The sequence below is a fragment of the Geodermatophilus sp. SYSU D00965 genome (assembly GCF_054050075.1).
Genome location: NZ_JBJGYQ010000027.1, coordinates 44,671 through 70,930 on the forward strand (window position 1 = coordinate 44,671; position 26,260 = coordinate 70,930).

The window sequence follows — 26,260 nt, forward strand, 5'->3', positions numbered from 1 at the left end:
CTCTGGAGTCCTCTATGCGGGCTGGCTGGTCAGCTGGGCGATGCGGCGCATCACGCCGGGGACGTCGCCCTGGACGTGGTCGAGCTGCCACTGGGCGACCTGGTTGGAGGCCTGGACGACGGTCCAGGCCCGGTCGAACCGGCGGGCGGTGAACGCGTCCCACAGGGCGTCGTCGACCGCGTCGCGGGTGAGCAGCAGGTCGGTGAGCGCGTAGGCGTCCTCGAGCGCCTGCGCACCGCCCTGGGCGATGGTGGGCGGGCAGGTGTGCGCGGCGTCGCCGATGAGCACGACCCGGCCGCGGTTCCACGGCGCCGGGAGGACGTGGGTCTCGAACCAGGTGTAGTTGACCCGGCTCGGGTCGGTCAGCGTCTCGCGGATCTCGTCCCACGGACCGTGGTAGGCCTGCGAGAGCTCCAGCATCGTGGCCAGCTGCTGCTCGGGCGTCAGCGGAGAGCGGTCCTGGGCGGGCTCGACGATGTAGGCGTACAGGCTGTCCTCGCCGGTGGGGCAGTAGCCGGCGATGAACGAGGGCCCGCCGTAGAACAGGTCGGTGCGGGTGACGCTCGCCGGCCGGGGGCCGAAGACCCGCCAGATGCCCATGCCGACCGACTTCGTCTCGAGGTCGATGCCCAGCGCCCGGCGGGTCCAGGAGCGGACGCCGTCGGCACCGACGACCAGCTCGTAGCGGCCGGTCGAGCCGTCGGCGAAGGAGACGTCGACGCCGTCCGCGTCCTGGCGCAGCTCGGTGTGCGTCGTCCCGAACCGGACCTTGACGCCGACCGCGACCGCGCGGTCGACGAGGATCCGGGCCAGCTCCGGGCGGGACATGCCCATGGCGGCGGGCAGGTCCGGGCCGCCGGTCCTGGCGTCGGGGATCTCGGCGACCACCGTGCCGGCCGGGTCGGGGGCCCGGATGCCGGTGACGTCGAAGGCGTAGCCGGCGGCGCGCACCTGCTCCCAGACGCCGAGGGTGCGCAGCTCGCGCAGCGCGTTGCCCTGCAGCGTGATGCCGGAGCCGAGGGCGGTGGTCTCGGGCTTGATCTCCACGAGGTCCACGGCGACGCCGGCCTCGGCGAGGCGGATGGCGGTGGCGGTGCCGGCCAGGCCGGCGCCGACCACGAGGACCGAGTTCACGGCGGGCACGGGCGTGCTCCTCACTTCACGGCGATCGGGTTGACCGGGGCGCCGACGGCGCCGGTCACGGGCAGGGGCGCGGCGGTGAGGAAGAAGTCCCACCGGCCGTCGGCGGCGCAGTCGGCCGCGAGCGCGTCGAGGTCCCACATCTCGCCGATGAACAGGCCCATGTTCGGGATGGCGACCTGGTGCAGCGGCTGGAAGGCGACGTCGAACTCGTTGGGGCGGACCTCGAAGCCCCAGGTGTCGGTGGCGACGCCGGCGATCTCGGTGCCGTGCAGCCAGTCGGCGGTGGTGAAGCTCAGGCCGGGGGAGGCGCCGCCGGCGTAGTCGCCCCAGCCGCGGCCCTCGGCGATGTCGCGGCGGGCGCGCGCGAGCCGGCCGGTCCGCACGAGCAGGAGGTCGCCGCGGCCCACCCGGGCGCTCTCGCCCTGGGCGGCGATGGTCGCCTCGAGGTGGTCGGCGGTGATGGCGAAGCCGTCGGGCAGTTCGCCGTCGGTGCCGATGGCCCGGCCGACGTCGAGGAGGACGCCGCGGCCGGCGAACAGGGCTGCGGTGGTCTCGATGCCGGTGACCGCGTCGCCATCGCTGGTGACGACGTCGCCCGCGCGCCGGCCGTTGTAGGCCATGCCGTGGTCGAAGATGTGGCCGAGGCCGTCCCACTGGGTGGAGGCCTGCAGCGGCATGAAGATGACGTCGTCGGCCCCGCCGATCCCGTGCGGGAAGCCCTGGGTGCCGCGCTCGGCGTCGGTGCCGGTGTCGGTCATGGTGTGCACCGGGTTGGTGCGCCGCCGCCAGCCCTTCTGCGGGCCGTCCGTGTCGAAGCGCTGGGCCAGCGAGAAGCTCACCCCGCGGCGGACCAGCCGGGCACCCTCGACCCGCTTGGCCTCGTCGAGGAAGTTCAGCGTGCCGAGGACGTCGTCGGCGCCCCAGCGGCCCCAGTTGGAGCAGCGCTTGGCGGCGGCGGCGATGGCGCCCTCGGGGTCGGCGGGGTCCAGCGGTGGGACGTCGGTGGTGGCGCGGGTCACGCCGTCCACGGTCGCGGCCCACCGGGGTATCAGGGAAGACCGAAAGGGTGATGCCGGTCATCGATGGCGTCTATAGGCTGCGCGACCGTGAACCTGGCCAACCTCGACCTCAACCTGCTGGTGTCGCTGGACGCGCTGCTCGGCCAGCGCAGCGTCACGCGGGCGGCGCAGCAGCTGGGGCTCAGCCAGCCCGCGCTGTCGGCGTCCCTGGCCCGGTTGCGTCGGCACTTCGGCGACGAGCTGCTGTCGCGGGTGGGCAACAGCTACCGGCTCACGCCGCTGGCCGCGCAGCTCAGGCCGCGGGTGCGGCTGGCGCTGGACGGCGTGGAGCGGGTGTTCACCGCGCAGCCGGACTTCGACCCGGCCGAGTCCACCCGGGAGTTCTCGGTGCTGATCAGCGACTACAGCTGCGCCGTCCTCGGCGACACGCTGGCCCAGCTGCTGGAGGAGGAGGCGCCGGGGGCCCGGCTGCGGCTGGCGCACAACACCCCGGACGCGGTCGACCAGGCCCACCAGACGTTGCTCAACACCGACCTGATGGTGCTGCCGCGCGGCTTCCTCTCGGACCTGCCGTACGCCGACCTGCACCGCGACCGATGGGTGCTCGTCGTCTCCTCCGACAACGCCGAGGTGGGGGAGTCGCTCACCGTCGAGCAGCTGCAGACGATGCCGTGGGTGGCCACCTACCACGGGCCGACGGCGTCCACCCCGGCCGCACGGCAGATGCGGATGCTGGGCATCGAGCCGAGGGTCCAGGTGGTGACCGAGAGCTTCCTGACCGTGCCGGGGCTGGTGGCCGGCAGCGACCGGATCGCGCTGCTGCAGGAGCGGCTCGTCCGGTTGCTGCCGCTGGACGCCGGGATCCGGGCGCTGGCTCCGCCGTTCGAGGTCGGGCCGCTGCTGGAGGCGATGTGGTGGCACCCGCTGTACGACGGCGACCCGGAGCACATGTTCTTCCGCGACCTGGTGCTGCGGGCGGCGCACCAGGCGACCGACCCGGTCGAGTGAGGCATCAATCTCGCTGATAGTGCGCATCAGGACTTCGCCGTTCCCTGATGCAGGCCGGCGTCCGCACACTCCTGCGCCAGTGATGCCGGTCACCGGGCCGGCACCCCGCCCTCTCGGAGGAGCCCCGTGTCGGAACGTGTCCTCAACTCGCCTGCGCCCGGAGCGGAGTCGCTGGCCGGCGAGGTCGCCGTCGACCCCACCACGGGGCGACCGGCCGGCCGGCCGCAGGCGCTGGTCCTGCTGCTGTCCAGCTGTCTCGGCGTGCTGGGGTCGGTGCTGCTGGCCCCCGTGCTGCCCCGCATCCAGGACGCCTTCGCCGGCACCCCGGGCGTGGAGGCCCTGACCCCGATCGTGCTCACCGCGCCGGCGCTGGTCATCGGCCTGACCGCGATGGTGGCCGGCCGGATCGTGGACCGGGTGGGCCGCAAGCGCCTGCTGGTCGGCGCCCTGGTCGTCTACGCGATCGCCGGCACCGCGCCGCTGTGGCTGGACTCGCTGCAGCTGATCGTGGCCAGCCGCGTGCTCGTCGGGCTGACCGAGGCGGCGATCATGACCTGCTGCACCACGCTGCTCGGGGACTACTTCCACGGCTCGCAGCGGGAGCGCTACTTCGGCCTGCAGGTCGTGTTCACCACCGTCGCGGCCACCGTCTTCTTCGGTCTCGGCGGCGCCCTGGGCGCCCAGGACTGGCGGACGCCATTCTGGCTGTACGCGGTCAGCCTGCCCCTGGCGGTGCTCGCCGCGAAGTACGTGTGGCAGCCGACGCCGGTCGCGCGGACCGAGAAGCTGCCGCCGATGCCGTGGCGGCAGCTGGCCGGCCCCGTCGGGGTCACCCTCTTCGGTGGCCTGGTCTTCTACGTCCTCATCGTCGAGCTGTCGTTCGTCCTCGACGGCATCGGCGTGGAGTCCACCGGGACCATCGGCGCGGTCAGCGCCATCGCCTCGCTGGGGACGGCGGTCGGCGGGTTCCTGTTCGCCCGGGCCGCCCGCCTCGGCCCCGCCGTCACCGTGCCGGCGGCCTTCGCCCTCTCCGGGGTGGGGCTCGTCGGGCTCGGCCTCGCGGGCTCGGTGCCGATGGTGGTGGTGTGCGCCGTGGTCACCGGGTTCGGCAACGGGCTGCTGCTGCCCGCGATGCTCAGCTGGGCGCTCGGGTCGCTGAGCTTCGAGCAGCGCGGCCGCGGTACCGGCGTCTGGACCTCGGCGATGTTCATCGGCCAGTTCGTCTGCCCGCTCGTGGTGCTCGGGCTCAGCGGTGCGATCAGCGGGTTGGGGTCGGCGCTCGTGGTGATCGGCGCCCTCGCCGTGGTCGCGGCGGTCGGTGTCCGGCTGGCCCGGCCGTCCGCGGCGGCCGATCCGGCGCTCGCCCACTGACTCCTCCCGGCTTCGGTCTCCCCGGCCGGCCGCGCCCCTTCCCCGAGGGGTGCGGCCGGCCGGTTCGCGTCTGCGGGCTCAGCCGGCTTCGGGGTCGGGTGGGTGCGTCTCGTCGAGCCAGGGTGGGTCGGGTTCGGGGTCGGGGGAGTGGCCGGGTGGGCTGCTGATCCGGGTCAGGCCGGTGGGGGTGCGCACGAGCAGCCGGCCGTCGGCGAGCAGGTCGACGTGCCAGTGCCGGGCGAAGGTCTTGATCCGGTGGTGGGTGCGGCACAGGCAGCACAGGTTGGTGCAGGCGGTGGGGCCGCCGTCGGCGTGCGGGCGGACGTGGTCGAGGTCGTGGCGGGCCGGGGATCGGCGGCAGCCGGGCCAGCGGCGGCGGCGGTCGCGGGCGCGGATGAAGCGGCGCTGGGCGGCGGTGGGCCGGTAACGGGACGTCGGTGGGGGCGGCCGCAGCCCGGGCCCGTCGGGCGGGGCTCCGGTCGCCGTGCCGCCGGTCGCCGTGTCGGCTGGTCGAGGTGTCGCGGAGTCGCTTCGTTGGCTTGTCGCCGTGTCGACTCCTCGACGCGATCGGCCCCGCTGGCGTCTCCTCCGGCGGGTGGCGCCGGCGGCGCGGGCCAGCTGGGCGCGGGTGGCCACGGCCAGCAGCGCGCCGCCGGCCGGATCGTGCACGGCCACGGTGACGCCGCCCCCGCGGGGGGCGGGGCGCAGGCCGAGCATGTCCAGCTGGGCCAGCAGTTCCCGGCACTGGGCGGCGGTGACCACCGCGCCGTTGATCTCGGCGGCGGGCTGGTGCGCGGCGGCGGGGTCGAGGGCAGACAGGGCGGCGTGGATGGTCAGCTGCGCGGTGACCGGCGGGCGGGTGGTGTCCCAGGGCCGCAGGATCAGGTCCCGGGCGACCTGCGCGCGCAGCACCCCGATGGGGCGGTCGTCGCCGGCGGCGCGCAGCAGGTCGGCGTAGCCGGCGACGGCGTCGGCGCAAGGCGTGCGCGGCGGGCGTGGGCATCTCGGCCACGAAGGCACTCAGCCCCTCGTCGACGGCCTGGACGCGGACCTGCGCGCGGGCGGCGGCGGCCCTGCGGCGGCGGTCGAGGGCGTCGGCGTCGATGCGGGCGAGTACCCGGCGGGTGCGCTCGCGCAGCGCCGGGGCGGTGCGCGCGCCGGCGCCGGGCAGCACGACCGCCAGCACCCGGGCGGCCACCTCGGGGGTGACCTCGCCGAGCAGGTCGGCCAGCACCGCCGCGCGGCGGCGGTCGATGCGGCCGGCGTAGAGCGCGCTCCACGCCTCGGGCAGCCGCTCGACGAGCACCAGGGACTCCACCGCCAGGACGGCGGCCTCGGCCTCGGTGCAGCCGCGGATGAGCGCCAGCTCGGGCACGAAGGTCTCCGACACGTCGGCCAGGCACGGCGGGCGCCGGTCGAGGGTGTCCCGGCCCGGGCGCCTGGCCGGGCCGACCTCGGCGTCGGCGTGCTGCCGGTCGATCCGCCGCCGGCGGGCCAGCGAGGCGATCCAGACGGCCAGCTCCGCGGCGGCGCGGGCGGCGAGGGCGTCGGCGGCCCAGATGTCGGCCACGTGCTCCAGCTCGCTGCCCGGGCCGCCCAGATGGCCCGGCCGCACGTCGACGGGCGCCCCGCACTCCGGGGGTCGCGGCGGCTGGGTGTCGAGCACGACCCCATCCTGACCTGCGGTACGACACTTCCGACGCCGTCCGAGACCGGACCACGCGTGGACCGTCGTCGCGGGCTCACCGCCGGGCCGGCCGGGCGCTGCGGCAGTTCCTCGCCCACCTGGCCGCGTAGCCCTCGAACGCGAACAGCCCGTCCGGACGACGTCCGGACGGGCTGTTCGCGTCTCGTGGGTCAGGCGGCGCGGTGCACCGACTGGGTCGTCGGTGTCGGCGCGGTCCAGCGCATCTCCATGTGCCGGCGGCCGGAGCCGTCCACCACGAAGACCCAACGACACTGCGGGCAATCCGTACGCACTTCAGCCACCTCTCGTTCACCTGTTGTTCACCTTCTCCCCACAACGGCACGGATGGGTCTCGAGTCACGCAACCGTTACCGACCCGTTATGAAGAGCGGGTGACGTGGGCGGCAGGGATGCGGGTGCTCGAGGTGCGGGACGAGCGGACGGGGGAGACGTTCCCGACCTGGCTGCTCCACCCGGCGGACGGCGAGGCGCGCGAGGTCCTGCTCGGCGACCGGTACCCCGTCTCCGCGATCCCGGACGCGCCGGTCCGCCCCCAGCCCGCTCCCCTGGTCGTCGTCTCGCACGGCACCGGCTCCAGCCCGTTCCTCCACCGCGAGCTCGCCGCACACCTGGCCCGCAACGGGTTCGTCGTCGCGCTCCCCGAGCACCCGCGCAACAACCGCGACTGCAACGACCTCGCCGGCACCGCCGAGATCCTGCGCAACCGGCCCAGCCACGTCCGCGCGGTCATCGACGAGGTCGGCCGGCACCACCCGGTGACCGCTGCCGTCGCCGTGGTCGGCCACTCCCTCGGTGGCTACACCGCGCTCGCGGTGGCCGGCGCGCGGCCGGCGGCGTTCCCGCACGAGACCGCCGACCGGCAGCCGGCGCCCGTCCCGGTCGAGGCCGACGACAGGGTGCGCGCCCTCGTCCTGCTCAACCCGGCCACCCCGTGGTTCGGCACGCCCGGCGCGCTCACCGACGTCCGCGTGCCGATCCGCGTGCTCACCGGCACCGTCGACCCCCACACGCCGGCCTGGCAGGCCCAGCTGGTCCTCGACGGGGTCCCCGACCGCGCGGCCGTGCAGCACACCGCCGTCCCGGGCGCCGGGCACTTCTCCTTCCTCAGCCCGTTCCCGCCGCACCTGGTGAGCCCGTCGCTGCCGCCGTCCGTCGATCCACCGGGCTTCGACCGCGCCGCCCACCACCCGCGGCTGCTCGCCGACGTGCACGCGTTCCTCGCCCGCCACCTGACCCGAGCCAGCGACTACAGCCAGCCCAGCACCGAGGCCCCGAGGCCGACCTGCAGCACCGCCCCCGGCACCACCCCGGCCGCGGTGCCCAGCGCGTGCGGCCACCACCGCACGCTGGACAGCCCGGCCGCGTAGCTGACCACCCAGAACGGCACCGGGCTCATGCGCGCGACGAGCACGGCGAGGAAGCCGCGGGAGCGGAACAGCCGGTCGGCTCGCGCGAGCCGCCGTCCGGCGATCCGCGCGACGGCGTCCCGGCCCAGGGAGCGCGCCACCGCGAACCCGCCCATGCCCCCGAGCCACCCGGCGGCGATGGCCACCGCCAGCCCGGCCGGGAAGCCGGCTGCGGCACCCAGCAGCACCGACAGCGCCGTCCGCGGCACCGGCGTCATCAGCGCGCCGGCGCAGGCCAGGACGACGGCGGCCCACCCGGCCGGGCCCGCGTCGTGCAGCCAGCTGCGCAGCGCCGGGACCCCGGGCCGCTCGACGGTCAGCGCCAGGACGACGGCCCCGGCCAGCACCAGCCCCAGGACGACGAGCCGGCGCCATCCGCTGGCAGGCTCGCCGCCGTGCGCATCGAGCCGGTCGACCCCGCCGCCGACGAGGGCCTCGCCCGGGACCTGCTCGCCGTCCAGGCCGCCGCCTACGCCGTCGAGGCCGGGCTGATCGGCGACGACCGGATCCCGCCGCTGCGGGAGGACCTCGCCGGCCTCCGCGGCGCCGGCCTCACCTGGCTGGCCGCGCTCGACGCCGACGGGCGGCCGGCCGGCGCGGTCGCCTGGACCGAGGACCGCGCACTCGTCGACGTCGAGCGGCTGGTCGTGCGCCCCGCCGCCGCCCGGCAGGGGATCGGGACGGCGCTGGTGGAGGCGGTCCTCGACCGAGCCGGCGGGCGTCCCGTCGTCGTGGCCACCGGCCGGGCCAACACCCCCGCCCGGGCGCTCTACGAGCGGCTCGGCTTCACCCCGACCGGGGACCGGGAGGTCGCGCCCGGGCTCTGGGTCACCACCTACCGGCATGCCGGCTGAGGCTCACGCGTCGACGACGATCGGGATGATCATCGGCCGGCGCCGGTAGGTCTTGTCCGCCCAGCCGGAGACCGCGCGGGCGATCAGCTGCTCCAGCTGCACCGCGCCGCCGACGCCCTCCTCGGCCGCCTTGGCCAACGCCTTCTCGATCACCGGGATGGCCGTCTCGAACGTCGCCTCGTCGTGCACGAAGCCGCGGGCGAGGAAGTCCGGCTCCTCGGCCAGCCGGCCGGTGTCGGCGTCCACGATCGCCACCACGGTGATCACGCCCTCCTGGGCCAGGGTGCGGCGGTCGCGCAGGTGCGCCTCGGTGGCCTCGCCGACCGTCGTCCCGTCGACGTAGACGTTGCCCGCGGGGACCTTCCCGGTGATCCGCACCTTGTTGTCGACCAGGTCCACCACCACGCCGTCCTCGGCGAGGACGACGCCGCGCGGGTGGACCCCGGTCTTGACGGCGATGTCGCCGTTGGCCCGCAGGTGCCGCCACTCGCCGTGCACCGGCATCACGTTGCGCGGCCGGACGACGTTGTAGCAGTAGGCGAGCTCGCCGGCGCTGGCGTGGCCGGAGACGTGCACCTTGGCGTTGCCCTTGTGCACGACGTTCGCGCCCCAGCGGGTGAGCTCGTTGATCACCCGGTAGACGGCGTTCTCGTTGCCCGGGATGAGCGAGCTGGCCAGCAGCACGGTGTCGCCCTCCGTGATGCGGATGACGTGGTCGCGGTTGGCCATCCGCGACAGCGCCGCCATCGGCTCGCCCTGCGACCCGGTGCAGATCAGGCACACCTGGTCGGCGGGGAGCTTCTCCAGCTCCCTCATGTCCACCAGCAGGCCGGGCGGCACCGTCAGGTAGCCCAGGTCGCGGGCGATGCCCATGTTGCGGACCATCGAGCGGCCCACGAACGCCACCTTGCGGCCGTGCGCGTGCGCGACGTCGAGGATCTGCTGGATGCGGTGCACGTGGCTGGCGAAGCTGGACACGATGACCCGCTTGGGCGCGGTCCGGAACACCGTCTCGATCGCCGGCACCAGCTCGCCCTCGGACGTGGTGAACCCGGGGACCTCGGCGTTGGTCGAGTCGGTGAGGAACAGCGACACCCCCTCCTCGCCGAGCCGGGCGAACGCGCGCAGGTCGGTGATCCGCCGGTCGAGGGGGAACTGGTCCATCTTGAAGTCGCCGGTGTGCAGCACCATGCCGGCAGCGGTGCGGATCGCCACGGCGAGCGCGTCGGGGATCGAGTGGTTCACCGCCACGAACTCGCAGTCGAACGGGCCGAAGGACAACCGGTCGCCCTCGCCGACCTGGCGGGTCACCGGCCGGATCCGGTGCTCCTTGAGCTTGGCGTCGACGAAGGCCAGCGTGAGCCTCGAGCCGACCAGCGGGATGTCGCGCCGCTCGCGCAGCAGGTAGGGCACCCCGCCGATGTGGTCCTCGTGGCCGTGGGTGAGCACGATCGCCTCGACGTCGTCCATGCGGTCCCGGATCGAGGTGAAGTCCGGGAGGATCACGTCGACCCCCGGCTGGTGCTCCTCGGGGAACAGCACGCCGCAGTCGACGACGAGCAGCCGGCCGGCGTGCTCGAAGACGGTCATGTTGCGGCCGATCTCGCCCAGGCCGCCGAGGGCCACCACCCGCAGGCCGCCGTCCGGCAACGGCGGGGGAGTGCGGAGGTCCGGGTGCGTGTGGCTCATGCCTCAACGCTACGGCGGTCCCCCGGCGGACCCCTGCACGGGCGGCCCGGTTGGATGGGCCCGTGGCGGAGGGCTGGCTGGTCAGGGACGCGACGCAGGCGGACGCCGCCGGGTGCGCCGAGGTCTACCGGCCCTACGTCTGCGACACCGCGATCTCCTTCGAGACCGAGCCGCCGGACGCCGGCGAGATGGCCGCGCGGATCGCGGCCGCCGTCGGCACGCACGCCTGGGTGGTGCTGGAGGACGCCGGCCGGGTGGCCGGCTACGCCTACGGCGGGCCGTTCATGACCCGCGCGGCCTACCGCTGGTCGACGTCGGTCAGCGTCTACACCGAGCGCGACCGCCGCCGACCCGGGGCCGGGCGGGCGCTCTACACCGCGCTGTTCGACCGGCTCGCCGCCCGCGGCTACCGGACGGCACTGGCCGGCATCGTGCTGCCCAACGAGCCCAGCGTCGCCCTGCACCGCGCGCTGGGCTTCGCGCCGTCGGGCACCTACCGCCGGGTCGGCTGGAAGCTGGGCCGCTGGCACGACGTCGCCTGGTGCCAGCGCCCGCTCGGCGACGCGACCGACGACGACGGCGCGCCGGAACCGCCCCGCTGAGGCAGCCTCGGGGCATGCCGACGCTGACCGACGACGAGCAGCAGATGGTGGCGCTCACCGCCCGGTTCGTCGACGAGCGGGTGCGCCCGCGGGTCGCCGAGTTCGAGGCCGAGGACCGCTACCCCGAGGAGTTCGTCGAGGAGATGAAGGCCCTCGGCTGCTTCGGCCTGCTGGTGCCGGAGGAGCACGGCGGCCTCGACGTCAGCGCCGCCTGCTTCGCCCGGGTCACCGAGGAGCTGGCGCGCGGGTGGATGAGCCTGGCCGGCGCGATCGGCGGGCACTCGGTGATCGCCCACCTGCTCCGCACCTTCGGCACCGACCAGCAGCGGGCGGCGTACCTGCCGCGGATGGCCGACGGCTCGCTGCGGGCGACGATGGCGCTGACCGAGCCCGGCGGCGGCAGCGACCTGCAGGCGATGCGCACCACCGCCGTCCGGGACGGCGCGGGCTGGCGGGTCACCGGCACCAAGACGTGGATCTCCAACGCCCAGCACGCCGGCCTGATCGGGCTGCTGTGCCGCACCGACCCCGAGGCCGACCCGCCGCACACCGGCATGGGGGTGCTGCTGGTGGAGCCCGGCGACGGGCTGACGGTCGGCCCGAAGATCCCCAAGCTGGGCTACCGCGGCGTGGAGGCCTGCGAGCTGGTGTTCGACGGCATGCGGGTGCCCGCGGACGCCGTCCTGGGCGGGGAGCCGGGCGCGGGCTGGGCGCAGATGATGCGCGGCCTGGAGGTGGGCCGGGTCCAGGTCGCCGCCCGCGCGGTCGGCGTCGCGCAGGCCGCGCTCGACTCGGCCACCCGGTACGCGCAGCAGCGGGAGTCGTTCGGCAAGCCCATCTGGCAGCACCAGTCGGTGGGCAACCTGATCGCCGACATGGCCACCCGGGTGGCCGCCGCCCGCCTGCTCACCGCCGACGCCGCCGAGCGGCTCGACGGCGGCGCGCGCGCCGACATGGAGGCCGGCATGGCCAAGCTGTTCGCCTCCGAGGCGGCGATGCAGGTGGCCCTGGACGCCATGCGGGTGCACGGCGGCTACGGCTTCTCGAAGGAGTTCGACGTCGAGCGCTACTTCCGCGACGCGCCGCTGATGATCCTGGGCGAGGGCACCAACGAGATCCAGCGCACCGTCATCGCCGCGCAGTGGATCGCCCGGCACCGGATCTGAGCGCCCGGTCGGCGGCGGCGGCGAGCTCGGCGACCACCTCGCCGGCAGGCCGCACCGAGGTCACCTCGTCCACGCCCGTGCCGGCGTAGAGCGCCATCGCGTCGACCGTGCCGGAGACCGCCGCCACCGGCGGCAGGCCCGCCCCGCGGGGGAGGGGCACGTCCTCACCGCCCCGGCGCACCGTGCCCACGACGTCCCCCTCGAAGACGCCGAGCCGGTCGACGGCGGCGCGCAGCACCCGGGCACGGGGGCTCGTCGCGCACACCGGGCACTCCACGGCGAACGCGCCGGTGATCACGGTCGAGTCGGGGCCGGCCGCGAGCACCGCGCGCTTGTAGCTGCGGTGGGCCGCCGACTCCTCGGTGGCGATGAAGAGGGTGCCGATCCGGGCGCCGTCCGCCCCGGCGGCGAGCACGGCGGCGAGGGCACGGCCCGACGCGATGCCCCCGGCCGCCAGGACCGGGATGCGCACGGCGGCCAGCACCTCGTCGAGCAGCACGTCCAGCGGCTGGGTGCCGCGGACGTGGCCGCCGGCCTCGATGCCCTGCGCGGTCACCAGGTCGCAGCCGGCGTCCTCCGCGGCGCGCGCCTCCTCCGGCGAGCCGACCTGCCAGCCGACCAGCGCCCCGGCGGAGTGCGCCAGCTCCACCAGCCGCCGGCGCGGCGTCAGCCAGGAGAAGTCGACCAGCCGGACCCGCTCGGCGGCGGCGACCACGGCGTCCTCGTCGACGTCCTCGGTGGGCAGGTTGACCGCGAGGACGCCGGAGGTGCGCGCCCGCGTCGCCTCCACCGCGGACACCACCTGGGCGGCCGTCATGCCGAGCGCACCCAGCGTCCCGACGGCGCCCGCCTCGCCCACCGCGGCGACCAGCGCCGGCCCCGCCACCTGCCCCATCGGGGCCTGCTGGACCGGGACGGAGCAGCCGGTGAGCTCGGTGAACCGGGTGGTGACCATGGCGCCTCCTCGTACCGCGCCGGGACCCGACCGTGCCGCCCCCCGGGGACGCCGTCCAGAGCCCTTGGTCGGCGGTGGACACAGGCTCGCCTCACCGGAGATACTAGGACGTCCAACTATCTCGGCCCGGCGACGACGCCGGCCGCAGCCCTGGGAGTGGCATGCCCGGCACGCCGTCCGACCTGCACGTCCCCGCCCACCCGGTCCGGTTCGTGACCGCGGCCAGCCTCTTCGACGGGCACGACGCGGCGATCAACGTGATGCGCCGGCTGCTGCAGAGCCAGGGCGCGGAGGTCGTCCACCTCGGCCACGACCGCAGCGTCGACAGCGTCGTCCGGGCGGCGCTGGAGGAGGACGTGCAGGGCGTGGCCATCTCCTCCTACCAGGGCGGCCACGTCGAGTACTTCACCTACCTGAGGGAGCGGCTGGCCGCGTCCGGCGCCGGGCACGTGCAGGTCTTCGGTGGAGGCGGCGGCGTGATCGTCTCCGAGGAGATCGCGCTGCTCGCCGAGCAGGGGGTGCGCATCTTCAGCCCGGACGACGGCCAGCGCCTGGGCCTGCCCGGGATGGTCAACGAGCTCGTCCGCGCCTGCGACGTCGACCTGGCCGCCGAGGGGCCCGACGTCGACGCGCTGCTCACCGGGTCACCGGCGGCGCTGGCCCGGGCGATCACCGTGCTCGAGACCGGGCGCGACCCCGAGCTGGCCGCGCGGGTGCGGGAGGCCGCGGCCGGGCGGACGGTGCCGGTCCTGGGCATCACCGGCACCGGCGGCTCGGGCAAGTCCTCGCTCACCGACGAGCTGCTGCGCCGGCTGCGGCTGGACCAGGAGGACAAGCTGCGGATCGCCGTCCTGGCGATCGACCCGACCCGGCGGCGCGGGGGAGGGGCGCTGCTCGGCGACCGGATCCGGATGAACGCGCTCGACACCGGCGACGGGTCGCACACCTTCTTCCGCTCGCTGGCCACCCGGTCGGCCGGCGCGGAGACCCCCGAACACCTCGACGACGTGCTGTGCGCGGTGAAGGCGGCCGGCTTCGACCTGGTGGTCGTGGAGACCCCGGGCATCGGCCAGGGCGACGCCGGCATCGTGCCGTTCGCCGACGTCGCCCTGTACGTGATGACGCCGGAGTTCGGCGCCGCCTCGCAGCTGGAGAAGATCGACATGCTCGACTTCGCCGACGCGGTGGCGATCAACAAGTACGAGCGGCGCGGCGCCGAGGACGCCCGCCGCGACGTGGCCCGCCAGATGGTGCGCAACCGCGAGGCCTTCGGGCAGCCGTGGGAGCAGATGCCGGTCTTCGGCACCAGCGCCGCCCGGTTCAACGACGACGGCGTCACCGCGCTCTACCAGCACCTGCTCGGGCTGCTCGCGGGCAAGGGGCTGCCGGTCGGCGCCGGGGTGCTGCCGCGGGTCGACGTCAGGGCGTCGTCCGGGCTGACCTCGGTCGTGCCGGCGCAGCGGTCGCGCTACCTGGCCGAGATCGCCGAGGCCGTGCGCGCCCACCACGCGACGACCGAGCAGCAGGCCACCGTCGTCCGCCGCCGGCAGTCGCTGCGCGACACCGCCGACCTGCTGGGCGACGACCCGGCCGGCGGCCGGGTGCGGGAGCTGCTGGAGGCCGCGGACGCCGAACTGCGCCCCGAGGTGCGCACGCTGCTGGAGGAGTGGCCGGCCCGGGTCGAGGCCTACTCCGGCGACGAGTACGTCTACTCCGTGCGCGGCCGGGAGGTCCGCACGCCGCTCACCCGGGAGACGCTGTCGGGCAACGCCGTCCGCCGGGTCGCGCTGCCCAGGACGACCGACGAGGCCGACCTGCTGCGCTTCCTGCGGCGGGAGAACCTGCCCGGGTCCTACCCGTTCACCGCCGGGGTGTTCCCCTTCAAGCGGTCCGGCGAGGCCCCCGCCCGGATGTTCGCCGGCGAGGGCGACGCGTTCCGCACCAACCGCCGCTTCAAGCTCCTCTCCGCCGGCAGCGAGGCCACCCGGCTGTCGACGGCGTTCGACTCGGTCACCCTCTACGGCCGCGACCCCGACCCGCGGCCCGACGTCTACGGCAAGGTCGGCACCTCCGGGGTCTCCATCGCGACCCTGGACGACATGCAGGTCCTCTACTCCGGGTTCGACCTCTGCGCGCCGACGACCTCGGTGTCGATGACCATCAACGGCCCGGCGCCGACGATCCTCGCGATGTTCCTCAACACCGCGATCGACCAGCGGCTGGCCGCCTTCCGCGCCGAAGAGGGCCGCGAGCCCGACGCGGCCGAGGCCGAGGAGATCCGCGCCTGGGTGCTGGCCAACGTCCGCGGCACGGTGCAGGCCGACATCCTCAAGGAGGACCAGGGCCAGAACACCTGCATCTTCTCCACCGAGTTCGCGCTGCGGTGCATGGCCGACATCCAGGAGTGGTTCATCGAGCACGGGGTGCGCAACTTCTACTCGGTGTCGATCTCTGGCTACCACATCGCCGAGGCCGGGGCGAACCCGATCAGCCAGTTGGCCTTCACCCTGGCCAACGGCTTCACCTACGTGGAGTCCTACCTCGCGCGCGGCATGGCCATCGACGACTTCGCGCCCAACCTCAGCTTCTTCTTCTCCAACGGCATGGACGCCGAGTACTCGGTGATCGGCCGGGTCGCCCGCCGCATCTGGGCGGTCGCGATGAAGGAGCGCTACGGGGCCAATCCGCGGTCGCAGCAGCTGAAGTACCACGTGCAGACCTCGGGCCGGTCGCTGCACGCCCAGGAGATGGACTTCAACGACATCCGGACGACGCTGCAGGCCCTCTGCGCCATCTACGACAACGCCAACAGCCTGCACACCAACGCCTACGACGAGGCGGTGACCACGCCGTCGGAGCACTCGGTCCGCCGGGCCCTGGCCATCCAGATGATCATCGACCGGGAGTGGGGGCTGGCCGGCAACGAGAACCCGCTGCAGGGGTCGTTCGTCATCGACGAGCTCACCGACCTGGTCGAGGAGGCGGTGCTGGCCGAGTTCGACCGGATCGCGGAGCGCGGGGGCGTGCTGGGCGCCATGGAGACCGGCTACCAGCGCGGCAAGATCCAGGACGAGTCGATGCTCTACGAGCACCGCAAGCACGACGGCAGCCTGCCGATCGTCGGGGTCAACACCTTCCTCGACCCGCACCGCGACGAGACCCCGCCCAAGCCGCTGGAGCTGGCCCGCGCCACCGAGGCGGAGAAGCAGTCGCAGCTGCAGCGGCTGGCGGACTTCCACGCCCGGCACGCCGACGAGGCCCCGGCCGCGCTGGCCCGCCTGCAGCGGGTGGCGATGGAGGGCGGCAACGTCTTCGCCGAGCTGATGGACGCCGTCCGGGTCTGCTCGCTTGGCCAGATCTCCGACGCGTTCTTCGAGGTGGGCGGCCAGTACCGGCGCAATGTCTGATGGCGCCCCGAGAGGCAGAGATGGCCGTTTCTGCCCCTCGGACGACCTGGGGACGCCGGTCGAGCTGCCCGCGTCGCCGCGGCGGGTGGTCTCGCTGGTGCCCTCGCTGACCGAGGCGCTCGCGGTGACCGTGCCCGACCGGCTGGTGGGGGCCACCGACTGGTGCACCCACCCCGCCGGCCTGGACGTCGCGCGGGTGCGGGGCACCAAGAACCCCGACCGGGCCGTGATCGAGGCGCTGCGCCCCGACCTCGTCGTCGCCAACCGGGAGGAGAACCGGCGGCTGGACGTCGACCGGCTGCGCGCGGCCGGGGTCCCGGTGTGGGTGACCGTCATCGAGTCGGTCGACCAGGCGATGACCTCGCTGCGCCGGTTGTTCACCGAGGTGCTCGACGTGGGGGAGCCCGGGTGGCTGGCGCAGGCCGCCGAGGCGTGGGCGCAGCCGCCGCCGGAGAGCGGACCGCGGGTCGCCGTCCCGGTGTGGCGGGACCCGTGGATGGTCGTGGGCCCTCGGACCTTCACCGGCGACGTCCTGGCCCGGCTGGGGCTGGTCAACGTCTTCGCCGAGGCGGCCGACCGCTACCCGAAGGTCGGCGTCGCCGAGATCCGGGCCGCCCGCCCCGACGTCGTCGTCCTGCCCGACGAGCCGTACGCCTTCACCGCGGACGACGGCCCCGAGGCCTTCCCCGGCACCCGCTGCGCGCTGGTCTCCGGGCGCGACCTCACCTGGTACGGCCCGTCGCTCGGGCCGGCGCGGGCGCGCCTGGTGGCGGCGATCACCGGCAGCGGCGGTTGACGATCGCGACGCGCGCGGGTCCGGGACGGGCACCGCCGGGTGCGGCTACCGTTCCGTCATGGGTGACCAGTGGCTCGCCGACGCCCATCGCCGGATCGCCGACGCCGAGCACGCCGTCGAGCAGAAGATGCTCGACCACGCCGACGCCGTGCCGGACCCCGAGCACATGCGCCGCCGCGCACGCGCGATCTCGGACAACGCCCGCGAACACGACCAGACCGCCGACCGCGTCGAGCAGCGCGCCCAGCAGTAGGCGGCTCGCGGTGCTCAGGCGCCGGCCGGCGCGTGCGAGGCGAGCCGATGAGTACGGGGGCCGGCGGCGGTCGACACCGGCATGAGCACGCACCTCGCGCCCGTCCGCGCCGTGCTGCAGCGGCAGGTCGACAGCGGCCGGCTGCCCGGCTTCGTCGCCGCCGTCCGCTCCCGTGGCCGGACGGAGGTGCTCACCGGCGGCACCACCGCCTTCGGGGGGACGGCGCCGATGCGGGAGGACACCCTGTTCCGGCTCGCCTCGGTGACCAAGCCGTTCGCCGGGGCGCTCACGCTGGCGCTGGTCGAGGACGGCGTCGTGGGCCTCGACGACCCGGTGGACCGCTGGCTGCCCGAACTGGCGTCCCCCCGCGTGCTGCGCGACCGGTCCGGCCCCCTGACCGACACCGTGCCCGCGCAGCGGCCGATCACCGTGCGGCACCTGCTGACCAGCACCCCGGGCTTCGGCGGCCTGTGGGACGGCAGCCCGCTGGACCGCGCCGTCGACGAGCGGCAGATCGGGCCGGGCCCGTGGGGGCCGCCGGTCGGGCCCGACGAGTACCTGCGCCGGCTCGGCGAGCTCCCGCTGGCCGCGCAGCCCGGCGACGTCTGGCTCTACCACCTGGCCAGCGACGTGCTCGGCGTCCTGCTGTCCCGGGCCACCGGCCGATCCGTCGCCGACCTGCTGGCCGAGCGGGTGACCGGACCCCTCGGGCTCGTGGACACCGCCTTCTGGACGCCCGACCCCGACCGGCTGGCCACCTGCTACCTGCCCACCGGCACCGGGTTCGAGGAGGTCGACGCGCCCGGCGGCCTCGGCCGGCCGCCGCGCTTCGAGAGCCTGGCCGCCGGGCTGGTGTCGACGGCGCCCGAGGTGCTGGCCTTCTACGCCGCGCTGGCCGACGGCGGCGCCCCGGTGCTGCCCGCGGCCGCCGTGGCCGCGATGACCGCCGACGCCCTCAGCGCCGCGCAGCGGTCGGCCGCGGCGGCGTTCCTCGGGCCCGGCAACTGCTGGGGCCTGCAGGTCGGCGTCTGCGTGGAGGCCGTCCGCCCCTGGGCGACGCCCGGCCGGTGGGGGTGGGACGGCGGCACCGGCACCAGCGCGTGGGCCGACCCGGCCCGCGACCTGGTCGCCGTCCTGCTCACCCAGCGGCTGTACGGCGGTCCCGACGACGAGCCGGTCGAGTTCTGGCAGGCCCTCGCCGCCCTCGACTGACTGTGAGGCTGGCACGGCCTGCCCCGTTGACGCGGCCGGGGCCGGGCCGGAGCCTGTGGTGATGACGGTGCTGTCCCTGCCGAGCCGTGGTCGCTGGGTGTGGGACGCCCGCGACCGGACCCGCGCGGTCCGCGTCTCCACCCACGCCGAGGTCGGCCTGCTCAACCTCAGCGTCTGGCGGGACGAGACGTGCGTCGGCACGGTGAAGCTGCGCCCGGAGGAGGCGGCCGACCTCGTCGCCGCGCTCACCGACGGCCTCGCGGGCCTGGCCGCCCCGCCCGACCCCGCCGGGCGGGCCCGCGGGTGACCGCTCAGTCGCTGCGCCGGGTGCGGACCAGGTTCATCGCGACCATGCTCAGCGCGACCACGCCGTCCTGGTTGAGCAGCTCGATGCGCGTGCGCACCAGACCGCGGTCGGGCTTGGACCGTGACCGCCGGGCCTCCTCGACGGTGGTCCGCAGGGTCAGCTCGTCGCCGGGACGCACCGGCGCGATCCAGCGCAGCTCGTCCACGCCCGGGGAGCCGAGGCTGGAGACGGGGGAGAGGTACTCGTCGGCGAACAGCCGCATCATCAGCGCACAGGTGTGCCAGCCGCTGGCGATCAGCCCGCCGAACGGCCCGGCCGCGGCCGCCTCGGCGTCGACGTGGAACGGCTGCGGGTCGAAGCGCCGGCCGAAATCGACGACGTCGGCCTCCTCCACCCGCAGCCGGCCGACCTCGGCGGTCGTCCCGGGCAGGTAGTCCTCGAACCAACGCTCGGCCGTCTGGGAGGGGTCGCTCACCTGCACGAACGTAGCCCCCGGTGGCCCTCGTCACAGGTTGCTAGCGTGACCGTCGTGCAGCCTCCCACCGGCCCGCTCGCGGGCGTCCGCGTCGTCGAGCTGGCCGGGCTGGGCCCCGCCCCCTTCGCCTGCCTGCTGCTGGCCGAGCTGGGTGCCGACGTCGTCCGGGTCGACCGGCCCGGTGGCGGCACGCAGCTGGTCTCCCCGGCCAAGGAGGCGCTGCACCGCAGCCGCCCCTCGGTGGCCGTCGACCTGAAGACCCCGGCCGGCCGCGACGTCGTCCTGCGGCTGGCCGAGTCCGCCGACGTGCTCGTCGAGGGGCTGCGGCCGGGCGTCACCGAGCGGCTCGGCGTCGGCCCCGACGACTGCGCCGCCCGCAACCCGCGGCTGGTCTACGCGCGGATGACCGGCTGGGGCCAGGACGGCCCGCTGGCCGCCCGCGCCGGCCACGACATCAACTACCTCGGCCTCACCGGAGCGCTGCACGCCATCGGGCCGGCCGACAAGCCGGTGCCGCCGCTCAACATCGGTGCCGACTTCGGCGGCGGGGCGATGTTCCTCGTCGTCGGCGTCCTCGCCGCGCTGCTCGAGCGGGGCACCAGCGGCCAGGGACAGGTCGTCGACGCCGCGATGGTGGACGGCGCCAGCGCCCTGGTCACCATGGTCTACGGGATGCTCGGCGCCGGGATGTGGCAGGACCGGCGGGCGGCGAACCTGCTCGACGGCGGCGCGCCCTTCTACGACACCTACGCCTGCGCCGACGGCCGGCACGTGGCCGTCGGCGCGATCGAGCCGCAGTTCCACGCCCAGTTCCTGCACGGTCTGGGCTTCGACGGCGACCTGCCCGGGGGCCAGTACGACGTCGAGCGGTGGCCCGAGCAGCGCGAGCGGATCGCCGAGGTGTTCGCCACCCGCACCCGCGACGAGTGGACGGCGGTCTTCGAGGGCACCGACGCCTGCGTCACCCCGGTCCTCGGGCTCACCGAGGCGCCGGCGCACCCGCACCTGGCCGCCCGCGGCACGTTCACCGACGTCGGCGGTTCCCCGCAGCCGGCGCCCGCACCGCGCTTCTCGCGGACCCCCGGCGCGGTCCGCGGCGCCCCGCGGGCACCCGGGCAGGACACCCGGACCGCGCTGGAGGCCTGGGGCTTCGCCGCGGACGAGGTCGACCGGCTGCTGGAGTCCGGCGCGGTCGTGCAGGCCGACTGACGACACGACGAGCCCGAGGAGGTCCGGTGGCGGACGAGGTACTGGTCGAGCGGCGCGACGCGGTCCAGGTGATCACCCTCAACCGGCCCGAGGCGCGGAACGCGCTGACAAGGGCCGTCGCCGAGGCGGTGGCCGCGGCCGTCGACGAGCTCGACGCCTCCGACGACCTGCGGGTCGGCGTCCTCACCGGCGCCGGGGGCACCTTCTCGGCCGGCATGGACCTCAAGGCGTTCCTCCGCGGGGAGACCCCCGCGATCGAGGGCCGCGGGCTGTGCGGCATCACCCGGACCCCGCCGCGCAAGCCGCTCATCGGCGCGGTCGAGGGCTGGGCGCTGGCCGGGGGCTTCGAGCTGCTGCTCGCCTGCGACCTCGTGGTGGCCGCGGAGACCGCGCGCTTCGGCGTCCCCGAGGTCACCCGCTCGCTGGTCGCGGCCGGGGGTGCGGCGCTGCAGCTGCCCCGGCGGGTGCCGTTCAACGTGGCGCTGGAGATGCTGCTGACCGGGCAGCCCATCGACGCCGCCCGGGCCGCGGCGGTCGGGCTGGTCAACCGGCTGACCCCGGAGGGCGGGGCGCTCGACGGGGCCCTGGCGCTGGCCGCCACGATCGCGGCGAACGGGCCCCTCGCGGTGGCCGCGACCAAGCAGGTGGCCCGCGGCAGCACCGACTGGACCAGCGACGAGGGCTGGGCGCGGCAGGACGAGATCGCCGGATCGGTGTCCACCAGCGAGGACGCCCGCGAGGGCGCCGCGGCCTTCGCCGAGAAGCGCCCGCCGGTCTGGCGCGGTCGCTGAGCCGATCGGTCGTCCTCCGCCTGCCGGGAGTCCGCCCGGGTACGGCGGGTACCGGGTGGTAGACCGATCCGGAGCAGTCGCGCGGCGGGGGGCCCGGCGCGCCGATCGAGGGGGGCCATGAGCGCGGAGACGACGCCGGACACCGGGACCGTCCCCGCACGGACGGCGGCGTCGCCACCCCTCGGTGCCCTCGCCATCCTGCGCATCGGCGGCTTCCTGGTGCTCTACCTCAACGCCGCGGCGGTGTTCATCGGCGTCATGGCCCAGGCCATCGCCCGCAGCTGGCTGGCCTTCGAGCTCACCGGCTCCAACGCCGCGCTGGGCGGGGTGCTGCTCTCCTTCGGCGTCGCCCTGCTGGTGGCCACCCCGTGGGGCGGGGTGGCGGCCGACCGGCTCCCGAAGCGCCTGGTGCTGCAGATCTCGGTCCTGCTGCTGGCGACCTCCAGCGCCTGGATCGGCCTGGCGGTCCTCTTCGACGTCATCGCCTACTGGATGCTGCTGGGCGCCGGCGTGCTGCAGGCCGTGGGCTTCGCGCTGTTCAACCCGGCGCGCATGGCCTTCCTCGCCGAGCTGGTGCCCCGCGGGTCGGTGCCGCAGGCGGTGTCGCTGCTGCTGGTCAACACCGAGGTCAGCCGGGTCGTCGGCCCGGCGCTGGCCGGCGTGGTCATCGGCGCGGTGGCCTGGGGGACCGAGGCGATCTTCCTGGCCAGCGCGCTGCTCGCCACGCTCGGCGTCCTGCTCACCGGCGCGCTGCCCCCGGGGCGCCGGCGCGGCGAGCCGCCGGACCGCTCGCCGCTGGGCGAGCTCGCCGACGGCGTGCGCTACGTCCGCCGGCACCCCGAGCTGTCCGCGCTGACCTGGTGCGGCATCGGCGTGACGATGTGCGGGATGCCCTACCTGGCGTTCATGCCGACCATCTCCAGCGACCTGTTCGGGCTGGGCTCGGTCGGCTACGGCGTCCTGTCGGCGACGTCGGCGGTCGGCGGGGTCACCGGCGGGCTGCTGCTCGGCCGGCGCTCCTCGCGGACCGGGGAGACCCGGGTGTTCGCTCTGTCCGGGGCGTTGTTCGGGCTGGCCATCGTCGGGCTCGCGGTCGCGCCGAACGCCTACGTCGCCGTCGTCGTCCTGCTCCTGCTGGGCGGGGCGATGCTGGCGTTCCAGACGACCAACCAGTCGCAGCTGCTCGCGCTGTCCGACATGGAGTACCACGGGCGCGTGCAGGGGCTGATCATGCTCAGCTTCGGCGCCTTCGGCATCGCCGCGCTGCCGCTCGGGCTGCTCGCCGACGTCGCCGGCCTGCGGGTCACCCTCGCCGGGATGGGCGTCGGCGTGCTCCTCTTCGTGCTGCTGTTCGCGCTGGTCAGCCGCAGGCGGGTGGCCGCGGCCACCCGCCTGCGCGACCTGGGCTGAGGTCGGTCAGCCGCGCCAGTCGACGCCGGGGATCGTGGCGCTCCAGGACTCCACGATCCGGCCGTCGGCCACCCGGTGCACCACCAGCCAGGTGACCACCGACGTCTCCCCGGTGTCGATGTTGACCCCAGTCGTGGTGGCGCGGGTCCACACCCGGTCGCCGGCGGTCACCTGGTCGTCGACGGTGGTCGCCGCGTCGTGCAGCAGCTGCCAGGAGGAGCTGACCTCGCGCTTGAAGTCGGCGCGCCGCAGCGACCGCGTGCCGGCCGAGGAGTGCCGGACGTAGGGCTCGCCGATCAGCTCGTCGATGACGCCGAGGTCGCGCCGGTTCCACAGCCCGTCCCAGTAGCGCCGCACGATCGACGTCGCCGCCTGCTGCGGCGCGGGTGAGGGGTCCTCCGTCACTCGACGACCACCCGGCCGGGGGGCAGCACCGGCTCGCGACGCAACTCCGCGCGGGCCACCGACCGCAGGTGCACCTCGTCCGGGCCGTCGAACAGCCGCATGGCCCGGTGCCAGGCGTACATCTGCGCCAGCGGCGTCACGTCGGTGATGCCGGCCCCGCCGTGCACCTGGATCGCCCGGTCGATCACCCGGGTGGCCGCCCGGGGGACGGCGACCTTGGCCATGGCGACCAGGTTGCGGGCCGCCTTGTTGCCGTCGGTGTCGATGACCTGGCAGGCGAGGTGGCACAGCAGCCGGGCCTGCTCGATCTCCAGCCGGGACTCGGCGACCTGCTGCTGGACGACGCCCTGGTCGGCCAGGGGTCCGCCGAACGCCACCCGCTCCTGGGCGCGCTGCACCAGCAGGGCCAGCGCCCGCTCGGCCGCGCCGAGGGCCCGCATGCAGTGGTGGATCCGGCCGGGGCCCAGCCGCGCCTGGGCCGCGGCGAACCCGCCGCCCTCCTCGCCGACCACGTTGGTCACCGGCACCCGCACGTCGGCGAACCGCACCTGCGCGTGCCCGTGCTGGTCGTGGTGGCCCATCACCGGGTAGTCGCGGACGACGGTGACGCCCGGGGTGTCCCGCGGCACGATCACCATCGTCTGCTGCCGGTGCGGCGGCGCCTCCGGGTCGGTCTTGCCCATGAGGATGAACAGCGCGCAGCGCGCGTCCATCGCGCCGCTGGTCCACCACTTGCGGCCGTTGATCACGTACTCGTCGCCGTCGCGCACGACGCGGGTGCCGATGTTGGTCGCGTCGCTGCTGGCCACGTCGGGCTCGGTCATCGCGAACGCCGAGCGGATCTCGCCGTTCAGCAGCGGCTCGAGCCACTCCTTCTTCTGCTGCTCGGTGCCCAGCAGGTGCAGCAGTTCCATGTTGCCGGTGTCGGGGGCGGCGCAGTTGATCGCCTCCGGGGCCAGGTCGAGGCTCCAGCCCGACAGCTCGGCGATCGGCGCGTACTCGAGCTGGGTGAGCCCGGACTCCGCGGGCAGGAACAGGTTCCACAGCCCCCGCTCGCGGGCCCTGCGCTTGAGCTCCTCGACCACCGGCGGCACCTCGTGGCCGTCGGGCCCGGCCGCGCGGCGGTGGGCGTGGTACTCCGCCTCCGCGGGCAGCACCTCCTCCCGCATGAACGCGAGCATGAGGTCGTACAGCTCCCGGGCGCGGGCCGAGGGGGCGGCCAGGTCGTACGCGGTCATCGGGACCTCCAGTCGGGCCGGGCGGACGCTCCTCCTGCGACCGTAGGGACTCCCGGGCCGGCCCGCGCGATCACCCCTCCGACGAGGCCGGGAGCGCCCTCTCGACGCCGTCCGCGGTGAGGCCCAGGCCGCTCAGCAGCCCGGAGCCGTCCTCGACCTCGAGCAGGGCGAGCAGCAGGTGCTCGGCGTCGATCGCGTCGTCCCCCCGCCGCTCGGCGACGGCGAAGGTCCGCTCGAGCGCCTGCTGCGCGGCGGCGTCGAAGGGCACGAAGTCGGGCACCTCCGCGGCCGGCGGGGGGAACGCAGCGGCCGCGGCGGCCCGCACCGCGTCGGCCGTGCGGCCCTCCGCCAGCAGCACCCCGGTCGCGGCGCTGTCGCGGTCGGCCAGCAGCCCCAGGACGAGGTGGGCCGGGCCGATCTCGGGGCTGCCGGCCGCGCGGGCCTCGTTCTGGGCCGTCACGACGGCGTTGCGGGCCCGGTCGGTGTACCGGCCGAAGCCCTCGTCCGGGTCGATCGCGGAGGGCCGGCCCGGCTGCGGGCTTCCGAAGCGCTTCTGGACCGCCTGCCGGGTGACGCCCATGCTGCGGCCGATGTCCGACCAGGAGGCGCCCGACCGGCGGGCCCGGTCGACGAAGTGGCCGATCAGCGAGTCGGCGACCTCGCCGATGTGGTCGGCGAGGACGACGGCGCTGGTCAGCTGCCGGAGGACGTCGTCGTCGGCCCGCTGGATGGCCGCGATGAGGTCGTCGAGGCGGACGGTCGACCGGAGCGGCACGGGAGGCGTCATGCGTCAACCGTAGGTTGACACCATGGCTCCGTCAACCCGAGGTTGACACGGCTATGCGGTGGCCTCGTCCGTCGCGGGGCGGACGGTGTCGAGGTGCGGGCGCGACTGCCACAGCGCCCACTCCGCGCTCACGTCGCCCGCGGTGCGCAGCAGGCGGGGGAGGTGCGCGGTGAGCAGGTGCTCGGCCGAGGTCTCCGCGGCGTGCACGGTGACGTTCATGGCCGCCCGCACCGCGCCGGACCCGTCGCGCACCGGGACGGCGACCGACCGCACCCCCGGCGCGAGCTCCTCGTCGGCCAGCGCCCAGCCGCGCGCCCGCACCTCGGTCAGCTCCTCGCGCAGCCGGTCGTCGTCCCGCCCGATGAAGGGCGGCAGGCCCGAGCGGCTCGGCTGGGCCAGGGCGGCGTCCAGCTCGGCGGGGGAGAGGGCCGCCAGCAGCACCTTGCCCTGGGAGGTCTGCCGGGCGGGGAAGCGGGTGCCGATCTCCACCCGCAGCGCGATCAGCTTGGGCACCGACACCCGGGCGACGTAGACGACGTCGGACCCGTCGAGCTGGGTCATCGACGACGACTCCCCGGTGGCGGCGACCAGCGCCTCCAGGTGCGGGCGGGCGATGTCCCAGAGCCCGAGCGCGCCCACGTAGGCCATGCCCAGTGCGAGCACCCGCGGGGTCAGCGCGAAGGCGTTGCCCGCCGACCGGACGAAGCCCAGCTCCTCCAGGGTGAGCAGCAGCCGGCGCGCGGTCGGGCGGGCCAGGCCGGCCGCCGTCGCCACCTCGGACAGGGTCATGCTGCGGTGGTCGGCGTCGAAGCAGGCCAGGACGTCGAGCCCCCGGGCCAGTGCCTCGACGAAGTCCGGCCCGGTACCTCGCCCCGCCATCGTGTGTCCCCCTGTCTCCGGCGAGATCGCCGATGTCCACGCCTACGGCGGCGGGGGGGGGGGGGGGGGGGGGGGGGGGGGGGGGGGGGGGGGGGGGGGGGGGGGGGGGGGGGGGGGGGGGGGGGGGGGGGCGCGGGGCGGCGGGGCGCGTGGTGTCGCGTGGGGTGTGG

25 protein-coding genes and 1 pseudogene are annotated in these 26,260 nt (G+C 75.3%); 14 read left to right on the forward strand and 12 right to left on the reverse strand.

Annotated features, from left to right (window positions below; all coding sequences use genetic code 11):
* Positions 1-12 precede the first annotated feature (12 nt).
* Positions 13-1,143 (reverse strand): FAD-dependent oxidoreductase, encoded by a 1,131-nt coding sequence (locus ACI789_RS21485; protein WP_457011452.1) that lies wholly within the window; start codon positions 1,141-1,143, stop codon positions 13-15.
* A gap of 11 nt (positions 1,144-1,154) precedes the next feature.
* A complete protein-coding gene (locus ACI789_RS21490; RefSeq protein ID WP_457011454.1) occupies positions 1,155-2,162 on the reverse strand; it encodes a cyclase family protein in 1,008 nt (335 codons plus the stop codon).
* A gap of 87 nt (positions 2,163-2,249) precedes the next feature.
* On the opposite strand from ACI789_RS21490, the gene ACI789_RS21495 reads away from it, so the two are divergent.
* Positions 2,250-3,170, forward strand: coding sequence for a LysR family transcriptional regulator (locus tag ACI789_RS21495; protein ID WP_457011455.1), 921 nt, complete (start codon positions 2,250-2,252; stop codon positions 3,168-3,170).
* Between the two features lie 126 nt (positions 3,171-3,296).
* Positions 3,297-4,541 carry an MFS transporter gene (locus tag ACI789_RS21500; protein WP_457011456.1) on the forward strand — a complete coding sequence of 415 codons (1,245 nt, stop codon included), beginning with the start codon at positions 3,297-3,299 and terminating at the stop codon, positions 4,539-4,541.
* Between the two features lie 78 nt (positions 4,542-4,619).
* On the opposite strand, the gene ACI789_RS21505 is transcribed toward ACI789_RS21500, so the two are convergent.
* Both ACI789_RS21505 and ACI789_RS21510 read right to left on the reverse strand, forming a co-directional pair.
* Entirely contained in the window at positions 4,620-5,561 is a 942-nt protein-coding gene (locus ACI789_RS21505; RefSeq protein ID WP_457011457.1) for an HNH endonuclease signature motif containing protein, read from the reverse strand.
* Positions 5,562-6,398: 837 nt separating this feature from the next.
* Positions 6,399-6,521: a hypothetical protein gene (locus ACI789_RS21510; RefSeq protein ID WP_457011458.1), complete on the reverse strand. Its 123-nt coding sequence runs from the start codon at positions 6,519-6,521 to the stop codon at positions 6,399-6,401.
* Positions 6,522-6,638: 117 nt separating this feature from the next.
* On the opposite strand from ACI789_RS21510, the pseudogene ACI789_RS21515 reads away from it, so the two are divergent.
* Positions 6,639-7,160 (forward strand): annotated as a pseudogene (locus ACI789_RS21515) (alpha/beta hydrolase family protein); the annotation flags it as partial.
* A gap of 335 nt (positions 7,161-7,495) precedes the next feature.
* Here the strand turns inward: ACI789_RS21515 and ACI789_RS21520 are convergent.
* Positions 7,496-8,002, reverse strand: a complete 507-nt coding sequence (locus tag ACI789_RS21520; RefSeq protein WP_457011459.1) for a TVP38/TMEM64 family protein — start codon at positions 8,000-8,002, stop codon at positions 7,496-7,498.
* Between the two features lie 48 nt (positions 8,003-8,050).
* Here ACI789_RS21520 and ACI789_RS21525 point away from each other — a divergent pair, with 48 nt between their 5' ends.
* Positions 8,051-8,509: a GNAT family N-acetyltransferase gene (locus ACI789_RS21525; protein WP_457011460.1), complete on the forward strand. Its 459-nt coding sequence runs from the start codon at positions 8,051-8,053 to the stop codon at positions 8,507-8,509.
* Between the two features lie 3 nt (positions 8,510-8,512).
* On the opposite strand, the gene ACI789_RS21530 is transcribed toward ACI789_RS21525, so the two are convergent.
* Positions 8,513-10,198 (reverse strand): ribonuclease J, encoded by a 1,686-nt coding sequence (locus ACI789_RS21530; RefSeq protein ID WP_457011461.1) that lies wholly within the window; start codon positions 10,196-10,198, stop codon positions 8,513-8,515.
* A gap of 62 nt (positions 10,199-10,260) precedes the next feature.
* Here ACI789_RS21530 and ACI789_RS21535 point away from each other — a divergent pair, with 62 nt between their 5' ends.
* The gene (locus tag ACI789_RS21535; RefSeq protein WP_457011462.1) at positions 10,261-10,800 is read left to right on the forward strand and encodes an N-acetyltransferase family protein; all 540 of its coding nucleotides are present in this window, start codon (positions 10,261-10,263) and stop codon (positions 10,798-10,800) included.
* A gap of 14 nt (positions 10,801-10,814) precedes the next feature.
* Entirely contained in the window at positions 10,815-11,966 is a 1,152-nt protein-coding gene (locus ACI789_RS21540; protein ID WP_457011463.1) for an acyl-CoA dehydrogenase family protein, read from the forward strand.
* Here the strand turns inward: ACI789_RS21540 and ACI789_RS21545 are convergent.
* The gene (locus tag ACI789_RS21545) at positions 11,929-12,921 is read right to left on the reverse strand and encodes an NAD(P)H-dependent flavin oxidoreductase (RefSeq protein WP_457011464.1); all 993 of its coding nucleotides are present in this window, start codon (positions 12,919-12,921) and stop codon (positions 11,929-11,931) included. The genes ACI789_RS21540 and ACI789_RS21545 overlap by 38 nt on opposite strands.
* A 161-nt stretch (positions 12,922-13,082) precedes the next feature.
* On the opposite strand from ACI789_RS21545, the gene icmF reads away from it, so the two are divergent.
* The 5 genes from icmF to ACI789_RS21570 all read left to right on the forward strand — a co-directional run bounded on the left by icmF (position 13,083) and on the right by ACI789_RS21570 (position 18,896).
* Entirely contained in the window at positions 13,083-16,328 is a 3,246-nt protein-coding gene (gene icmF / locus ACI789_RS21550; protein WP_457011465.1) for a fused isobutyryl-CoA mutase/GTPase IcmF, read from the forward strand.
* Positions 16,321-17,124 carry a helical backbone metal receptor gene (locus tag ACI789_RS21555; protein ID WP_457011467.1) on the forward strand — a complete coding sequence of 268 codons (804 nt, stop codon included), beginning with the start codon at positions 16,321-16,323 and terminating at the stop codon, positions 17,122-17,124. Before icmF ends, ACI789_RS21555 begins: the two co-directional genes overlap by 8 nt.
* A 58-nt stretch (positions 17,125-17,182) precedes the next feature.
* Positions 17,183-17,377, forward strand: coding sequence for a hypothetical protein (locus tag ACI789_RS21560; RefSeq protein ID WP_457011468.1), 195 nt, complete (start codon positions 17,183-17,185; stop codon positions 17,375-17,377).
* 81 nt (positions 17,378-17,458) lie between these two features.
* Complete coding sequence (locus ACI789_RS21565; RefSeq protein WP_457011469.1) at positions 17,459-18,589, forward strand: serine hydrolase domain-containing protein; 1,131 nt, start codon at positions 17,459-17,461, stop codon at positions 18,587-18,589.
* A 61-nt stretch (positions 18,590-18,650) separates the two neighbouring features.
* The gene (locus tag ACI789_RS21570) at positions 18,651-18,896 is read left to right on the forward strand and encodes a hypothetical protein (protein ID WP_457011470.1); all 246 of its coding nucleotides are present in this window, start codon (positions 18,651-18,653) and stop codon (positions 18,894-18,896) included.
* A gap of 4 nt (positions 18,897-18,900) precedes the next feature.
* Here ACI789_RS21570 and ACI789_RS21575 read toward each other — a convergent pair whose 3' ends face one another.
* The gene (locus tag ACI789_RS21575; RefSeq protein ID WP_457011472.1) at positions 18,901-19,371 is read right to left on the reverse strand and encodes a MaoC family dehydratase; all 471 of its coding nucleotides are present in this window, start codon (positions 19,369-19,371) and stop codon (positions 18,901-18,903) included.
* Between the two features lie 54 nt (positions 19,372-19,425).
* On the opposite strand from ACI789_RS21575, the gene ACI789_RS21580 reads away from it, so the two are divergent.
* From ACI789_RS21580 to ACI789_RS21590, 3 genes are all read left to right on the forward strand, one after another.
* The gene (locus ACI789_RS21580) at positions 19,426-20,580 is read left to right on the forward strand and encodes a CaiB/BaiF CoA transferase family protein (protein WP_457011473.1); all 1,155 of its coding nucleotides are present in this window, start codon (positions 19,426-19,428) and stop codon (positions 20,578-20,580) included.
* Positions 20,581-20,606: 26 nt separating this feature from the next.
* Positions 20,607-21,371, forward strand: coding sequence for a crotonase/enoyl-CoA hydratase family protein (locus tag ACI789_RS21585; protein WP_457011474.1), 765 nt, complete (start codon positions 20,607-20,609; stop codon positions 21,369-21,371).
* 117 nt (positions 21,372-21,488) lie between these two features.
* Entirely contained in the window at positions 21,489-22,781 is a 1,293-nt protein-coding gene (locus ACI789_RS21590) for an MFS transporter (protein WP_457011475.1), read from the forward strand.
* Positions 22,782-22,787: 6 nt separating this feature from the next.
* On the opposite strand, the gene ACI789_RS21595 is transcribed toward ACI789_RS21590, so the two are convergent.
* The 4 genes from ACI789_RS21595 to ACI789_RS21610 form a co-directional block, all read right to left on the reverse strand.
* Positions 22,788-23,186 (reverse strand): ester cyclase, encoded by a 399-nt coding sequence (locus tag ACI789_RS21595; RefSeq protein ID WP_457011477.1) that lies wholly within the window; start codon positions 23,184-23,186, stop codon positions 22,788-22,790.
* On the reverse strand, positions 23,183-24,424 hold the full coding sequence (locus ACI789_RS21600) for an acyl-CoA dehydrogenase family protein (protein ID WP_457011478.1): 1,242 nt from the start codon (positions 24,422-24,424) through the stop codon (positions 23,183-23,185). The genes ACI789_RS21595 and ACI789_RS21600 overlap by 4 nt, the downstream gene beginning before the upstream one ends.
* Before the next feature lie 70 nt (positions 24,425-24,494).
* The gene (locus ACI789_RS21605) at positions 24,495-25,211 is read right to left on the reverse strand and encodes a Clp protease N-terminal domain-containing protein (protein WP_457011480.1); all 717 of its coding nucleotides are present in this window, start codon (positions 25,209-25,211) and stop codon (positions 24,495-24,497) included.
* Between the two features lie 51 nt (positions 25,212-25,262).
* On the reverse strand, positions 25,263-26,090 hold the full coding sequence (locus ACI789_RS21610; protein WP_457011481.1) for an IclR family transcriptional regulator domain-containing protein: 828 nt from the start codon (positions 26,088-26,090) through the stop codon (positions 25,263-25,265).
* Between the last annotated feature and the right edge of the window lie 170 nt (positions 26,091-26,260).

What these genes read in the sequence shown, in the direction of transcription:
- ACI789_RS21530 (WP_457011461.1), bottom strand. Translation starts at nt 10,198, where the DNA reads ATGAGCCACACGCACCCGGACCTCCGCACTCCCCCGCCGTTGCCGGAC.
- ACI789_RS21540 (WP_457011463.1), top strand. Translation starts at nt 10,815, where the DNA reads ATGCCGACGCTGACCGACGACGAGCAGCAGATGGTGGCGCTCACCGCC.
- ACI789_RS21545 (WP_457011464.1), bottom strand. Translation starts at nt 12,921, where the DNA reads ATGGTCACCACCCGGTTCACCGAGCTCACCGGCTGCTCCGTCCCGGTC.
- icmF (WP_457011465.1), top strand. Translation starts at nt 13,083, where the DNA reads ATGCCCGGCACGCCGTCCGACCTGCACGTCCCCGCCCACCCGGTCCGG.
- ACI789_RS21555 (WP_457011467.1), top strand. Translation starts at nt 16,321, where the DNA reads ATGTCTGATGGCGCCCCGAGAGGCAGAGATGGCCGTTTCTGCCCCTCG.
- ACI789_RS21560 (WP_457011468.1), top strand. Translation starts at nt 17,183, where the DNA reads ATGGGTGACCAGTGGCTCGCCGACGCCCATCGCCGGATCGCCGACGCC.
- ACI789_RS21565 (WP_457011469.1), top strand. Translation starts at nt 17,459, where the DNA reads ATGAGCACGCACCTCGCGCCCGTCCGCGCCGTGCTGCAGCGGCAGGTC.
- ACI789_RS21570 (WP_457011470.1), top strand. Translation starts at nt 18,651, where the DNA reads ATGACGGTGCTGTCCCTGCCGAGCCGTGGTCGCTGGGTGTGGGACGCC.
- ACI789_RS21590 (WP_457011475.1), top strand. Translation starts at nt 21,489, where the DNA reads ATGAGCGCGGAGACGACGCCGGACACCGGGACCGTCCCCGCACGGACG.
- ACI789_RS21600 (WP_457011478.1), bottom strand. Translation starts at nt 24,424, where the DNA reads ATGACCGCGTACGACCTGGCCGCCCCCTCGGCCCGCGCCCGGGAGCTG.
- ACI789_RS21605 (WP_457011480.1), bottom strand. Translation starts at nt 25,211, where the DNA reads ATGACGCCTCCCGTGCCGCTCCGGTCGACCGTCCGCCTCGACGACCTC.
- ACI789_RS21610 (WP_457011481.1), bottom strand. Translation starts at nt 26,090, where the DNA reads ATGGCGGGGCGAGGTACCGGGCCGGACTTCGTCGAGGCACTGGCCCGG.